The 13,943-nt window shown below is 66.8% G+C and carries 10 protein-coding genes; 5 read left to right on the forward strand and 5 right to left on the reverse strand.

The features are described 5' to 3' along the window. Positions 1 to 94: 94 nt before the first annotated feature. Genes ABIC51_RS25725 through ABIC51_RS25735 form a run of 3 tightly spaced genes read right to left on the reverse strand, consistent with a single transcriptional unit; the run spans position 95 to position 4,410 of the window. Positions 95 to 1,534: an aldehyde dehydrogenase family protein gene (locus tag ABIC51_RS25725; protein ID WP_354006686.1), complete on the reverse strand. Its 1,440-nt coding sequence runs from the start codon at positions 1,532 to 1,534 to the stop codon at positions 95 to 97. Positions 1,535 to 1,570: 36 nt separating this feature from the next. Beyond that, the gene (locus ABIC51_RS25730) at positions 1,571 to 2,968 is read right to left on the reverse strand and encodes an aspartate aminotransferase family protein (RefSeq protein ID WP_124673404.1); all 1,398 of its coding nucleotides are present in this window, start codon (positions 2,966 to 2,968) and stop codon (positions 1,571 to 1,573) included. 50 nt (positions 2,969 to 3,018) lie between these two features. Next, a complete protein-coding gene (locus ABIC51_RS25735) occupies positions 3,019 to 4,410 on the reverse strand; it encodes an APC family permease (RefSeq protein ID WP_226160024.1) in 1,392 nt (463 codons plus the stop codon). Between the two features lie 251 nt (positions 4,411 to 4,661). On the opposite strand from ABIC51_RS25735, the gene ABIC51_RS25740 reads away from it, so the two are divergent. Together ABIC51_RS25740 and ABIC51_RS25745 are read left to right on the forward strand one after the other, a co-directional pair. After that, the gene (locus tag ABIC51_RS25740; protein WP_060198785.1) at positions 4,662 to 5,756 is read left to right on the forward strand and encodes an AraC family transcriptional regulator; all 1,095 of its coding nucleotides are present in this window, start codon (positions 4,662 to 4,664) and stop codon (positions 5,754 to 5,756) included. A 329-nt stretch (positions 5,757 to 6,085) separates the two neighbouring features. Further along, positions 6,086 to 8,521 (forward strand): PEP-utilizing enzyme, encoded by a 2,436-nt coding sequence (locus tag ABIC51_RS25745; protein WP_354006687.1) that lies wholly within the window; start codon positions 6,086 to 6,088, stop codon positions 8,519 to 8,521. A 34-nt stretch (positions 8,522 to 8,555) separates the two neighbouring features. Here the strand turns inward: ABIC51_RS25745 and ABIC51_RS25750 are convergent, their stop codons facing one another. After that, positions 8,556 to 8,936 (reverse strand): S26 family signal peptidase, encoded by a 381-nt coding sequence (locus ABIC51_RS25750; RefSeq protein ID WP_060357846.1) that lies wholly within the window; start codon positions 8,934 to 8,936, stop codon positions 8,556 to 8,558. Between the two features lie 276 nt (positions 8,937 to 9,212). Between ABIC51_RS25750 and ABIC51_RS25755 the strand changes: the two genes are divergently transcribed. The 3 genes from ABIC51_RS25755 to ABIC51_RS25765 all read left to right on the forward strand — a co-directional run bounded on the left by ABIC51_RS25755 (position 9,213) and on the right by ABIC51_RS25765 (position 12,108). Then, the gene (locus ABIC51_RS25755; protein ID WP_027792127.1) at positions 9,213 to 10,193 is read left to right on the forward strand and encodes a bifunctional helix-turn-helix transcriptional regulator/GNAT family N-acetyltransferase; all 981 of its coding nucleotides are present in this window, start codon (positions 9,213 to 9,215) and stop codon (positions 10,191 to 10,193) included. Positions 10,194 to 10,534: 341 nt separating this feature from the next. Further along, positions 10,535 to 10,756, forward strand: a complete 222-nt coding sequence (locus tag ABIC51_RS25760) for a hypothetical protein (protein WP_049096502.1) — start codon at positions 10,535 to 10,537, stop codon at positions 10,754 to 10,756. Between the two features lie 242 nt (positions 10,757 to 10,998). After that, positions 10,999 to 12,108, forward strand: a complete 1,110-nt coding sequence (locus ABIC51_RS25765; RefSeq protein ID WP_027792129.1) for a polyamine ABC transporter substrate-binding protein — start codon at positions 10,999 to 11,001, stop codon at positions 12,106 to 12,108. Positions 12,109 to 12,328: 220 nt separating this feature from the next. Here the strand turns inward: ABIC51_RS25765 and ABIC51_RS25770 are convergent, their stop codons facing one another. Beyond that, positions 12,329 to 13,720, reverse strand: coding sequence for a hypothetical protein (locus ABIC51_RS25770; protein ID WP_354006688.1), 1,392 nt, complete (start codon positions 13,718 to 13,720; stop codon positions 12,329 to 12,331). Positions 13,721 to 13,943 lie beyond the last annotated feature (223 nt).

A 13,943-nucleotide genomic window follows, 5' to 3' on the forward strand; every position in this document is an offset into this window, starting at 1 on the left:
CGCCGTTGCGCACCGTTGCGGCGGAACGCCGCGAGCGGCGTCGGCACCGGCCGGAACGTATTCGTCTCGTGGTGTACCCGGGCGATCGGGATCGTCAGCGCACGCCGCCTTCCGTGTACCCCGTCGTGCCCTTCGTCTCCAGATATTCGACGAGGCCGAACTCCGCATACTCGCGTCCGTTGCCCGAACGCTTGTAGCCGCCGAACGGCGCGGCAGGGTTCCACGCCGGATAGTTGATGTGCACGTTACCGACCCGCAGCCGTGCCGCGACCCGGCGCGCGCGCTCGAGGTCCTTCGTCTGCACGTATGCCGCAAGCCCGTAGACCGAATCGTTCGCGAGCGCGATCGCCTCGTCCTCGGTGCGGTAGGTCAGGATCGACAGCACCGGCCCGAAGATTTCCTCGCGCGCGATCGTCATGCCCGGCGTGACGTTCGAGAACACCGTCGGCTTCACGTAGAAACCCTCTCCGAGCCCGTCGGGCCGACCGGTGCCACCGGCGACGAGCGTCGCGCCTTCGTCGATCCCGCACTGGATCAGCTGCTGGATGCGGTCGAACTGCGTGCGGCTGACGACCGGCCCGATACCCGTTTCCGTCGAACGCGGATCGCCGACGACGGTGCGCGCCGCCTCGTTGCGCGCCGCGGCCTCGGCTGCGGCAAGGTGGTCGACATGCACGAACATCCGCGTCGGCGCGTTGCACGACTGCCCGCTGTTGCTGAAGCAACTGCGCGCACCGCGCGTGACCGCATCCTCGATGTCGGCATCGGGCAGGATCAGGTTCGGGCTCTTGCTGCCGAGTTCCTGGTGCACGCGCTTCACGGTATCGGCGGCCGCCTTCGCGACCTCGACACCCGCGCGCGTCGAACCGGTGAACGACACCATGTCGACGTCCGGATGCCGCGACAGCGCGTCGCCCACTTCGTGCCCGTAACCGTGCACGAGGTTGAACACGCCCGGCGGCACGCCGGCTTCGTGCAGGATCTCCGCGAACAGGATCGCGCTGAACGGCGCGATCTCGCTCGGCTTGAGCACCATCGTGCAGCCGGCCGCGAGCGCCGGCGCGACCTTGCACACGATCTGGTTGATCGGCCAGTTCCATGGCGTGATCAGCGCGCACACGCCGATCGGCTCGTGCGACACCAGCAGCGAATCGGTCTGCGTGCTGAAGCGGAACGACTGCAGCGCGCGGATCGTCTGCTCGAGGTGCGCGGTGCCGACCGCCGCCTGCATCGCACGCGCGAATGCGATCGGTGCGCCCATCTCCTGGCTGATCGTCCGCGCGACCTCCTCGTAGCGACGCTGGTAGATCTCGAGCACGCGCCGCAGCAGCGCGACGCGCTCGCTCACCGGCCAGCGCGAATACGTGTCGAAGGCCTGCCGGGCCGCGCCCACCGCACGGTCGACGTCGGCCGCGCCGCCGACCCTGAGCTGCGCATACGGCCGCGCCGTGCTCGGGTCGATCACGTCGATCGCCTTCGCATCGGCCGGGTCGAGCCACTGGCCGTCGATATAGGACTGTTGTGAGGTTCGCATCGAATGCTCCTGTTGTGACGGATGCCGGTGTCGTGCTCAGCGCGTCGCGCGCGCGAAGGTGTCGACGAGGATGTCGCGGATCTGCGCGACGAACCACACGATTTCGTCGCGCGACATCACGAGCGGCGGCGAGAACTGCACGATCGGCGTGCCTTCGTGATCGACGCCCGCGCGGCACAGCAGCCCCGCGTCGAAGATCGCGGGCGCGAGCAGCGTCGACACGAACGCCTGCGCGCTGATGCCGGCCGCCCAGCGGCGCGCGGCCTTGTCGGTCACGAGTTCGAGCGAGTAGTGGTAGCCGTCGCCGCGCACGTCGCCGACGCACGGCAGTTCGAGCAGGCCGTCGAGGGTCTGGCGGAACACCGCTTCGTTGCGTCGGACGTTCTCGAGCACGCCTTCGCGCTCCATGATCGCGAGGTTTGCGAGCGCGGCCGTGCACGCAACCGGATGGCCGCCGTATGTCGCGCCGTGCAGGAACATCTGCTGCGGGCCGTCGAGGATCGTTTCGACGACCGCGTCGCTCGCGATCACGCCGCCGAGCGGCACGTAGCCCGACGCGATGCCTTTCGCGAACGTGATGATGTCCGGCTTCAGCCCGTAGCGCGCGGAGCCGAAATATTCGCCGAGCCGGCCGAACCCGCAGATCACTTCGTCGGCGACGAGCAGCACGCCGTGCCGGTCGCAGATGTCGCGCAGCCCGGCCGTGTAGCCGGCCGGCGGCGTCAGGCTGCCGCCCGCGTTCTGCAGCGGCTCGACGACGATCGCGGCGACGGTATCCGGGCCTTCCTGCACGATCAGCGACTCGATCTCGTCGAGCAGATGGCGCGTGAACTGCGCTTCCGTCTCGCCCGCCGGGCGGCCGTAGCGTTTCGTGTTGCCCACGTGGCGCACGCCCGACATCAGCGGCTCGAAATGCTTGCGGAAGTTCGTCATCCCGTTCAGCGCGAGCGCGCCGAACGACGTGCCGTGATACGCGACGCGCCGCGCGATGAACTTGCGCCGCTGCGGCTCGCCGCGCGACTGGTGATACTGGCGCACCAGCTTGATCGCCGCTTCGTTCGACTCCGAGCCGCTCGACGTGAAGAACACGCGGTTCAGCCCGTCCGGCGCGAGCGTCGCGAGCTTGTGCGCGAGCGTGATCGCCGGCTCGTGGCCGACACCCCAGTTGGTCGCGAACGGCAGCCGCACCATCTGCTCGCGGATCGCGTCGCCGATTTCCGCGCCGTGGCTGTAGCCGACCTGCACGCAGTACAGCCCGGCCAGCGCATCGAAGTAGCGCTTGCCGTGGCGGTCGACGAGCCAGCAGCCTTCGCCGCGGTCGAACACGGTCAGCGCATGGTCGCGATACGCATCGGCGTGCGTGAAATGCATCAGCAGGTGGCGCTTGCCGAGCGCCTGCAGGTCCGCATCGAGATTGACGTCAACAGCGTTCATGGTTCACTCCTCCTTCAGGGTTTCAGGTCCGGCGCGGCGCGCCCGGTCATTCAGTTCATCGACAGCGTCGGCGCGGGGCGCGTGAAACCGCGCGTCAGCCATGCGAGCTGGCAGAGCCCGAGCACGAGCCAGCCGATGCCGACGTAGAACGTCTGGCGCGACAGCCCCGACCAGAGCCACACGTTCATCGCGAAGCCGAGCGCCGGCACCACGCCGAACGTGATCCAGCCCGCGAAGCGGCGATGCTCGGCGCGGCACAGATAACTGCGCATCACGCACAGGTTCACGACCGCGAACGCGACGAGCGCGCCGAAGCTGATCATCGTCGACGCGAGATCGAGCGTGACGAACAGCGCGGACAGCGACACGACGCCGACCGCGAGCGTCGCGCGCACCGGCGTGCGCAGCCGCGCATGCAGGTGGCCGAATACGCGTTCGGGCAGCACCCGGTCGCGGCCCATCGCGAACAGCACGCGCGTCACGCTCGCCTGCCCGGCCATCGCGCTCGCGAAACAGCCGGCCACGTACACGGCGACGAAGAACGCCGACAACGTGCCGCCGCCGATGCGCCGCATCAGCTCGAGGCTGGCCGAATCGAGATCCTTGAATGCGTGCCAGTCGGGAAACACCACCTGCCCGACATACGCGATCAGCATGAACAGCACGCCGCTCGCCAGCGTGCAGAGCAGGATCGCGCGCGGCACCGTGCGCTTCGGCTCGCGCGTTTCCTCCGACAGCGTGGTGACCGCGTCGAAGCCGAGGAACGACAGGCACAGGATCGCGGACCCGGCGAAGATCGCGCGCGCATCGCCCGACGACGGCAGCACGACGGCCATCGATAGCCCCTCGCCTGCCGCGACCCGCGCCGATGCGATGACGAAGATCGCGATGAACACGAGCTGGCTCGCGATGAGGATCAGGTTCACGCGATTGACGAGCCGGATGCCGACGATGTTCAGCCCGGTGATCAGCGCGATGCTCCCGACGATCCATACGCTGGCCGGCACCATCGGAAAAATCTGCTTCATGTAGATGCCGATCGCGAGGTAGCTGATCATCGGGATGAACAGGTAGTCCATCAGCAGCGCCCAGCCCACCATGAAGCCGGCCGACGTGCCGAAATTGCGGCTCGCGAACGTATAGGCGGACCCGGCGCTCGGCATCAGCCGCGCCATGTGGCCATAGCTGCGCGCGGTGAACAGCATCGCGACCAGCGTGACCGCATACGCGGCCGTCAGGTGCCCGTTCGTCTCGCTCGTGACGAGCCCGTAGGTCGTGAACACCGTCATCGGCAGCATGTACGCGAGGCCGAAGATCACCAGCGTCGCGAGGCCGAGCAGGTGCGGCTTGCGGCGGTCGTCCGCGTCGTCGCGAAACGCATGCGCTGCGAAGTCCTGCGTCGCGGCGGCCGATGCGTATCGACCGGGGCTGTCGTTGTCCATGCTGTCCTCACGTAGGTGGCGTTCACGGCTTCAACACTCGTTCGCCCGGCACGGCCGGCGGCGCACGACTGGAAGAAAGTGTGGTGCGCCAAAAATTCCGCCACGAATGAGAAATGCGGACGTAATCGGGGGATATTTCCGGACACCCCGCCGCGTATCGCGCCGGCGCGTCATGCATGGTGCTGTGCCGCACTGGCGTTTTGCGGACATTCCGGCTATGTTCTACGCGACCCAGCCGCCCCGTCAGCACCATGGACACCCGATCTCATCGAAACCAGAGCCGGGCCGAGCGCAGCCTGCGTTCGTCGCTCGGCCTCGCGCGCCCGGCCGGACGCCAAGAGGACATTCCCGCCACCGTCCACGCGATCGCGGTCGCGCTGGACGAGTGCCGCGTGCGGCATATCGACGGTGCCGCGCTGCTCGAAGGCACGGGGCTCGGCGCGGACGAAGTCGCGTCGCCGAACCTGCACGTGAATCGCGGCCAGGAGCAGCGCTGCTTCCGCAACCTGCTGCAGCGCAGCGGCGTGCCGTCGATCGGGCTGTCGATCGGCGCGCGGCTGCACGTATCGACACTCGGCCTCGCCGGCTACGCGATGCTGATCAGCGGTTCCGTCATGCAGGCATTCCGGTGCATGAGCCAGTTTCCGCTGTTCATGGGCCTGTATTTCGACGTGCGTATCGATGCGCATGCGGACGGCATGAGCGTGACCATCAGCCGCTACAACGGCGAGCCCGATCTCGAGGTGTTCCAGGTCGACATGTGCCTGTCGAGCCTGCGCCTGATCGTGTCCGACCTCGTCGGCAAGCCGGTCTGGCCCGCGCAGGTACAGCTCGCGCGCCGCACGCCACGCAACGCGGCCGACTACACGCGCCACTTCGGCTGCAAGGTCGCGTTCAATGCCGGTGACAACCGGCTCGTGTTCACGTCCGTGAACGGCACCGAGATGCCGCTGCTCGCGAACGAAGTCAGCTTCAATGCGCTGCACGGCCAGTGCGAGGCGCTCGAACGGCAGTGGGCCGCGTCGGTCGGCACGCGTTTCGCCGATCGCGCGAAGGAGCTGATGGCGCGCGACCTCACGCGTTTCAAGTCGATGACGTCGCTCGCGAACGCGCTGCACCTGACGGAGCGCACGCTGCGCCGTCGGCTCGACAAGGACGGCCTCACGTTCCAGTCGCTGCTCGACGACGTGCGCCGCGACGAGGCGGTGCGGATGCTCGACGATCCGGAGCTGACGGTCGCGGCCATTGCGGAACGTCTCGGCTACAGCGAGCCACGCAGCTTCCGCCATGCGTATCGACGCTGGACCGGGCACCCGCCGCGCGCCGGCGCCGAATCCGACGCGTAACGCGCCATGGACGCCCGGTTGAAAGGCCCGCCGCACAAGCCTTCGCGCCGACCGGCCACGAGCCGGATTCATTGACGGCATCGGCCATTCCCGCACACGTCATGCATCACCTGCGTCTGCATGAAGTCGCGTTCGAGATGGCGGTTATCGTCCGGGTCGACTCAAGTAGAATGCGCGCAACCATCAAGCCGAGCGGGGCCACGCTTCCATTCCACTCGCACCGGCGCAACGCGAACAAGACGACACGAACATGCGCAGCGGCATCCGCGGGCCGCGCCGCCCCAACCGGGCGCGCGCCACCGCGACGATCGACCGCCGACGAAGCCTCCATGAGCAAACCGATCCTGTACCTCCTCGCCGGCAACGGCAGCGCGGCCGACTGGTGGGACGACACGCTGCCCCACTTCCGCCGTTACCGGCCCGTGCCGCTGGAACTGCCGGGCTTCGGCGACAATCCCGCGCCGCCCTGCGAAGATCTCGCCGCGTATGCGCAAGCGCTGCTGGACGCGACCGAACCGGGCCACGCGATCATGGCGGTCGGCGTGAATGCGCTGCTGGTGCTGCATGCGTTGCAACGGCGCCCCGGCCACTTCGGCCGCAGCGTGCTGCTCGCGCCCGTCGGTGCATTTCTGTGGGAACGGCGCCTGCCGAAACTGATGGCGCCGAAGCCGCTGCGCAAAACCATTCACTGGCTGCTCGCGCACTACCCGGCGCTGTTCGCCCGCAAGTTCTCGAACCTGACCTGGACACGCGCGCAGTACCGCCGCATGGGCGCCGGCTACGCGCGCTGCCGCGCGTTCCTGCCGCACTGGGATCTCGTGCGCGCGGATACCGCGCTGCCGCTGCTCGAGTGGGTCACCGATCGCATCGAACTCGTGTGGGGCGACCAGGACGCCGTGCTCGGCGTGCGCCAGGCCGCCGCATGGTCGGCCATCCTCGCGCGCGCCGAGCTCACCGTCACGCTGCAGGCCGGCTGGGGACACTATCCGTGGATCGACGCACCGGCTGCGTTCGCGCAGTGGCTCGAAGCGGGCGACGCCGGCTTCGTCGCGCACACCAAGGGCGGGCGCCTGGCGCTGGCGACGATGGCCGGCCTGCCCGTGCCGCCCGCGCTGTCGCTGACCCGCGCCGACGATCCGCGCCTGCCCGGCTTTCTCGCGAGCCAGCCCGACGCCGAGTGGGCGATCCGCTCGTCGAGCCATGGCGAAGACCAGGCCGATGCGGCCAACGCGGGCCTGCACACCACGTTCCTGCGCGTACCGGCCTCGCAGGCCGCCGCGCGCGCGGCCGAGCTGCTCGACGGCGGCCTCGAGGAAACGGTCGTCCAGCGCTTCATCACGCCCGTGCTGTCGGGCATCGCGTTCGTGCGGCATCTCGCGGTCGAAGTCGAATGGGTGGAAGGCCACCTCGAATCGCTCGCCGACGGCCAGGCGAGCCCGCAACGCGCGATCCTGTCGCGGCTCGGCGAGCCCTGGCAACGCGGCACGTTCCCGGGCGCGCATGGCCTGGGCGCGACGCAACTGTGGACCTTCCTGCAACGCGTGCTGCGCGCGTTCCACTACGTGCCGGGCGATGTCGAATGGGCGTGGGACGGCACGCAGCTGTGGCTGCTGCAATATCGCCCGATCAGCAGCTACGGCTGGCACCGGCACCTGACCGCCGCGAACATCGCCGAGATCCTGCCGCCGCAGCCCAGCCGGCTGGTCGAGTACACCCAACGGCGCGCGGCCGGCAGCATCCCGGCCATCATGGCGCGCTGGGATGCGCGCGTATTGCAGGACAACGAACCATTCACCGCGCTCTATGGCGGCGCGTCGTACATCAACAACGACCTGTTCCTCGCCCGTCTCGCCGACTGGGGCGTATCGGCCGGCAACTACAGCGGCGAGATCGGCGGCGCGACCCCGCCGCTGCGCTGGCGTCCGCTGCGGCTGCTGCGTTCGCTGCCGGTGTTCTGGCGCATGCTGCGCGCCGCACGCGGGCATCTGCCGACGCTCGAACGCGGCCTGCAGCGCTTCGACCGGGAACTCGCGACGCTCGTCGAGCAACGCGCCGACGGCCGGCAGCTGGCCGACTGGTTCACGCGCTTCTACGTATTCGTCGTGCAGGGCAACCTGTGCATCGCGTCATCGCTGGCCAGCAGCGGCGGCGCACTGTGGGGCCGTCCGCCGACCGCATACGGCCAGCTCGAGAACAGCCCGCATCGCCTGCCGTGGGAAACCGATCCGGGCACCGCACGACCCGCGCCCGCCGATCTGCCGTTGCAGGCGTTTCCCGACTGGCCGCTGCCCGTCCGCGTGCTCCACGCGCTCGGCGCGCCCGGCATGCGCGGCTGGTATCTGCAGGTGCGCGAGTGGTATCGCGACAACCTGATGCGCGTGTTCTTCCGCCTGCATCACGCGATGCCGGCCGCCGACCGCGACGCATGGTTCGCGCCCCATCCCGATCGCCGCGAACGCAACGGCAGCTTCTGGCAGGACGGCAGCGAAGGCACCGACGAGGCGGCCGGCTTCATGATCTATCCGGGCCACACGCAAGGCGTGCTCGGCCGCGACATCCTGCTCGAAGACACGCTCGACCCGGGCCGGCACGCGCAGTACCAGGCCGCGCGCGCGGTGATCGCGCGCATGGGTGGCCGGCTGTCGCACGGCGCGACGCTGCTGCGCGAACTGCGCAAGCCGTCGGCCGTGCTGCCGCGCGTCGACGCGGCGTGGATCGGGCGCGAGGTGCGGCTCAGCGACGGCAGGCTGACGCTGGTCGACTAGGCGCGGCGCGGTTGCCGCGGGCCCGGGCGCGGACTCAGCGCACCGGCGTGCGGGGTTTCCCGTCGACCTTCAACGTACGCCGGTCGTGCGCGGCTTCGTATTCGACCGTCTGCGCCGGTGTGACGGCGCCGTACGAACGGCCGTTCACGTAGACGATGCCGTCCCGCAGCTCGATCCGGTCGCCGTTGACCGTCGCGGTGGCCCGGTCGCCCTGCAGCACCGCGCCCGAGCAACCGGCGGTCGAAAAGCTGCGCACCGACGTGCCCGGCATCGCGGCGATCCCGCCCTGATCCGCCGCATGCGCCGCGCTGCAGGGCGGCGCATCCATGCTGCCGGCCGCGTGAACGGCACCGGCACCGGCACCGATCCCGCATCCGGCAAGCAACGCAATCGTCATCGGCTTCAGATTGTTCATGGTGGGCTCCGTTGTCCGCCGCCGCGGATCGATGACCGGCCGACACCCGCGCTCGCATGGCGGGGCGTCCGGATGCACCGAGTATGCGTCCGGTTCGCGGCACTCCGCCATCCGCGCCAATACCACTCACCGCCCGCCCATCCGTCCCCGTGATCCCCGCCGACGCCGGCCCCGCAAGCACCGCTCGGCACGACGCGTCCCGATGAAAATCCGCCTTGATCAAGTTGCGACCCGCAACTATTATTGCTTGCGATCCGCAACCTTTCCGGGCTGACCATGGACCTCATCGACGCTCCCGCCAAGCCTCGCGAAGCAACCATCCTCGAGCTTCGCGACTTCTCCCGCAAACTGGTTCGCGAGCTCGGTTTCATGCGCGCGACGCTGGCCGACAGCGACTGGGCGCCTTCGGCGGTTCACGCGATCCTCGAGATCGGGATGGCGCCCGGCATCAACGCCCGCGATCTGGGCAACATCCTGCGGCTGGACAAATCGAACACGAGCCGGCAACTCGCGCGGCTCGAGGCGGCCGGCATCGTCGAACGGCGCGTATCGAGCGACGATGCGCGCGCGACCGAGCTGTACCTGACCGCCGACGGCAAGAAGCTCCAGAAAAGAATCGACGCGTTCGCGACGGATCAGGTGTCGAATGCGTTGCGCCGCATGGTGCCGGCGGATCAACAGGCGCTGCTGCGCTCGCTCGCGCTGTATGCCGATGCGCTCGCGCAGGACAATGCCGCCAGGGCAAGCGCCGCGACACCCGATGCGCCATCGATCCGCGAAGGCTACCAGCCGGGCTGCATCGGCGATATCGCGAGCCTTCACGCGCGCTTCTATTCGGAACACTGGGGATTCGGCGCCTTTTTCGAAAAGCGGGTGGCGACCGAGCTGGCCGAGTTCGCCGGTGCGCTGCCGGCCGACGGCAAGGCGCTCTGGCTGTGCCAGGAAGACGGACGGACGCTCGCGTCGCTCGCGATCGACGGCGACCCGGCAACGGGCGTCGCGCACCTGCGATGGTTCATCGTGAACGATGCGTTGCGCGGCTCCGGCATCGGGCGCCGCCTGATGACGGAAGCGATGCGCTTCGTCGACGCGCAGCGGTTTCGCGAAACCTATCTGTGGACGTTCAAGGGCCTCGATTCGGCACGCCACCTGTACGAGTCGTTCGGCTTCACGCTGACGAGCGAATCCGCGGGCACGCAATGGGGCACGGAGGTGGTCGAGCAGCGCTTCAGCCGGCCCGGGCCATCCGGCGGCTGAAGGTCGATGGGCTGCATGCCGTCGAATATTCTCATCACTTGACGCCCGTCATGGCCGCTCGAGCCGCGTCGCGTGCGCGGTTCATCCGTTATCGCGATCACGCCGAACGCCTGCATCGGCCTGCGAATCACTAGGGAAAATCCCGAGACATCCTTACAGCGATTTACCTGATGATTCACGGAAGCGTCATGTTTCGGCGATCCAGCGGTCCGCCAAGCTTTCAGTTCGCGTCTCGAAACCGATCGCGCATCGCGGCAAATTCGATGACCGCGGCCTGAAACGGCAGTCGCTGGCGAATCGTCAGGTGTTCAATACTTTCAACAACCCGGTCGAGAGTAAACGTGAGATTCCGTGGCCCGCTGGTGCGGTGGAGACGAGGCGATGCGCGAAACCTGCGCGCCGCGATCGCGTCCACCGACGACCGTGACGGCTGGCAAAGTCCTCGCCTGCATCTGTCGATCTACACCATCCTGTCCTGCCGCTCCGTTCGCCGCCACAACGCCGTCGCCGCGCGTGCGTACGTCGCGATCCATACCGACGACGTGGCCTCGCTGCTGCCTTAGCGCTTCACCCCTTTCCCTGTATCCGTTCGACCTGCCCGCCGTGTCGCCCGACCGGTGACGGAATCCGCTCGCGCTTCGTTTCCGTGCGAGCCGGCCCGCAATCGAACGGATTCCTGATCGTCGCGCACCACGCTCGCTCACCGCGAGCGGTGCTCGCGCACGCCCGCTTCATCCGATGAACCGTCGCGCACCGGCCCGCGCATCGCGGATCGACACGCGCCCTGAAAATGGAAGACTTCGTCATGCGAATCCGCACGCTTGCCCGCAGCATTGCAACCGCCGCCTCCCTGTCGGCCGCCGCGTCCGCCGGCACGACCGCCCACGCGGCCGGTGAACTGAACATCTACAACTGGTCCGACTACATCGCCCCGGACACGGTCCCGAACTTCCAGAAGCAGACGGGCCTCCACGTGCGTTACGACAACTACGACAGCGACGACACGCTGCAGGCGAAACTGATGTCGGGGAATTCCGGCTACGACATCGTCGTGCCGACGTCGAACTACATGGCCAAGCAGATTCAGGCGAGCGTCTACCAGCCGCTCGACAAGTCGAAGCTGCCGAACCTGTCGAACCTCGATCCGCTGCTGATGAAGATGGTCGCCGACGCCGATCCGGGCAACCAGTACGGCGTGCCATGGGCCTACGGCACCGACGGCATCGGCTACAACGTGCAGGCGGTGAAGAAGGCGCTCGGCGACAAGGCGCCGGTCGACAGCTGGGCGCTGGTGTTCGACCCGGCCAATATGGCGAAGCTCAAGAGCTGCGGCGTATCGTTCCTCGACCAGGCGGTCGACGTGTTCGCGGCCACGCTGCAATACATGGGCAAGGACCCGAACAGCACGAACCCGGCCGACTACCGCGCGGCGTACGAGGTGCTGAAGAAGGTACGCCCGTACATCACGCAGTTCAACTCGTCGGGCTACATCAACGATCTCGCGAACAACGACCTGTGCGTGTCGTTCGGCTATTCGGGCGACGTCGGCATTGCGCACCGCCGCGCCGCCGAAGCGAAGCGCCCGTACGAGATCCGCTTCGCGAACCCGAAGGAAGGCGGGCTGCTGTGGTTCGACATGATGGTGATCCCGAAGGATGCGCCGAACCGCGACGCCGCGCTGAAGTGGATCAACTACCTGCAGGATCCGAAGGTCAACGCCGGCATCACCAACGCGGTGTTCTATCCGACCGCGAACAAGGCCGCGCGCCAGTATGTGAAGCCCGCGATCGCACGCGACCCGTCGGTGTATCCGGCCGACGAGGTGCTGAGCAGGATGACGCTGCTCAAGCCGATGCCGCCCGAGATTCGCCGGCTGCAGAACCGGCTGTGGGCGCAGTTGAAGACGGGGCGCTGAGCGTCGCGCCGCGGGACTGAACCGTGCCTGCGGCGGCTCGCGCCGCAGGCACGGTTCCGATCGGCTGCGGAATAGTCGACCTATCCGACAAGGCGTCGACCGCCCACCCCAGCTGACCGACGAGCCCTCGTCAGACATCGGCTTCGCGACGGACGGTCGCGCGACTCTCCGCGTAAGGCTACCGTCAATCGGGCTGTCGCAAAGGCCAGCTGGTCTCGACTTATCGCTTTCCGCTCCGGGGCATCGCGAATCGCAGTAATGCCACGCAGATCGCCACGCTCCCTGCGATCACCCACCAGATGATCTGCAATCCTCTCCATGAAATCTGCCAGAGACGACTAACCCAGTGCAGGCTTCTCCGCCTTTCGGTCGGCGTGCGCTTGTTCAAGCCCGCCGTCTTGGCCGTCGCCAGCGCGATTTTCCCGCCGATGACAATGGAAAAAAGCACGTAGTAGATCCATCGATAGTGCTTCGACCGACGATCGTCGTTGACCTGCGTCAGCAGTTTCTCTTGTTGGTCGCGAAACGCGACGAGTGTCGAGATGACACATTCGCTTGCAAGCGATGCCGGGTTGAACGCATCGTGCCTGACGTCTCGCCCGTCAAGCCGTTCGGGAAACGACGCGCAGAACTGTATCGGGGTTCTCAGGCACCGCGACGATGACGGCGGCATCACGCTGACCCTATCGTCGATCCGCGTAACAGGACATATGTCCTCGTTGTATGTCGCAATTTCGTTTCGCAATGACGTAATTTGCTCCGGTGTCAGACGTCGCCCGTTGATCTGGTACATATCCGCGGCGGCATGCGGCCCCGTGACGACAAAGACAGCCGGATCTTCTGCCGAGTAATCGAGCAGTGTTTGCTGCACGCTCGACGCCCAGCGGCATGACAGGCTCTCCCCCAGCCTGTTCTGCGCGCACCACGATTCATACCGTTCCGCCTGCTTCAACAGATAGGCGCTTGCTCTCTGCGTATCGCGCGAACTCTCCTGCAGAGACTGGACATGCCGGTTCGCGTGCGAATCGAACACGAAAAAAATGCCCGCGAGCAACGCGGCCGCGTACCAAACATGATCGTAGACATGCCCGAAACCGTCGCCGATCGGCAGGAGGTCGATGAGCACAAGCACGCCGCACCATCCCGCGACCAGCCCTAAGCCTACCAGCGTCAGCATGCCCCAACCGCTGCCCAGCACACCGCTCCCGCCGATGACGAACGAATCGGGCACAAGCGAAATCAAGGGCCACCAGCCCTGCAGTACCAGCAACCCCGGGAGCAAAAGAATTGACAATGCAACCAGGGCCCCCTTCTTCCTGGCGAGCACATATCCCGTCGTGATGTAGAGGAACGCCAATACCAGCAAGAGTATCCAGAGCACGACCAGAATCGGCAGCATCGCTTCGCCTGGCGACCAATAACTCGAAACAACCTGCCCCTGCGCATCCTGCTCGACAAAATTCGACGAGACAAGTCCGAGCCCTTCAAAACTTTGCTGAATATTCCAGGCGCCGCCTTTCAATATCACGAGATAGGGGTATATCAGCCAGCCCAAATATTTACCGAGAAAGTACCCCGATCGCTCCGCGACGATATAAACAATCTCGTTCATTTTTCAATCCGTTTAATCAACACGATCAACCCATCTAAAATCCAGGCCCTAACCAGGATTATTCTAGGTGTGATATGCCAAAAACAACAATCAACGGACCTCTTTTATATATTCTAAAAAATCAGTCTCTTTGTTTTATTTCACCGGCAATCACGTCTTGACGGACTGGTTTGCCGGTCGGCGCCTCGCCCGGCAGGGGTACTCCTGCCGGAGCCGCACGCCC

It is taken from the genome of Burkholderia sp. 572, assembly GCF_040545135.1.
Lineage (GTDB): Bacteria > Pseudomonadota > Gammaproteobacteria > Burkholderiales > Burkholderiaceae > Burkholderia > Burkholderia cepacia.

Excerpts from the sequence above, each read along its gene's own strand:
- ABIC51_RS25725 (WP_354006686.1), bottom strand. The coding sequence starts at position 1,534 with ATGCGAACCTCACAACAGTCCTATATCGACGGCCAGTGGCTCGACCCG.
- ABIC51_RS25730 (WP_124673404.1), bottom strand. The coding sequence starts at position 2,968 with ATGAACGCTGTTGACGTCAATCTCGATGCGGACCTGCAGGCGCTCGGC.
- ABIC51_RS25735 (WP_226160024.1), bottom strand. The coding sequence starts at position 4,410 with ATGGACAACGACAGCCCCGGTCGATACGCATCGGCCGCCGCGACGCAG.
- ABIC51_RS25740 (WP_060198785.1), top strand. The coding sequence starts at position 4,662 with ATGGACACCCGATCTCATCGAAACCAGAGCCGGGCCGAGCGCAGCCTG.
- ABIC51_RS25745 (WP_354006687.1), top strand. The coding sequence starts at position 6,086 with ATGAGCAAACCGATCCTGTACCTCCTCGCCGGCAACGGCAGCGCGGCC.
- ABIC51_RS25750 (WP_060357846.1), bottom strand. The coding sequence starts at position 8,936 with ATGAACAATCTGAAGCCGATGACGATTGCGTTGCTTGCCGGATGCGGG.
- ABIC51_RS25755 (WP_027792127.1), top strand. The coding sequence starts at position 9,213 with ATGGACCTCATCGACGCTCCCGCCAAGCCTCGCGAAGCAACCATCCTC.
- ABIC51_RS25765 (WP_027792129.1), top strand. The coding sequence starts at position 10,999 with ATGCGAATCCGCACGCTTGCCCGCAGCATTGCAACCGCCGCCTCCCTG.
- ABIC51_RS25770 (WP_354006688.1), bottom strand. The coding sequence starts at position 13,720 with ATGAACGAGATTGTTTATATCGTCGCGGAGCGATCGGGGTACTTTCTC.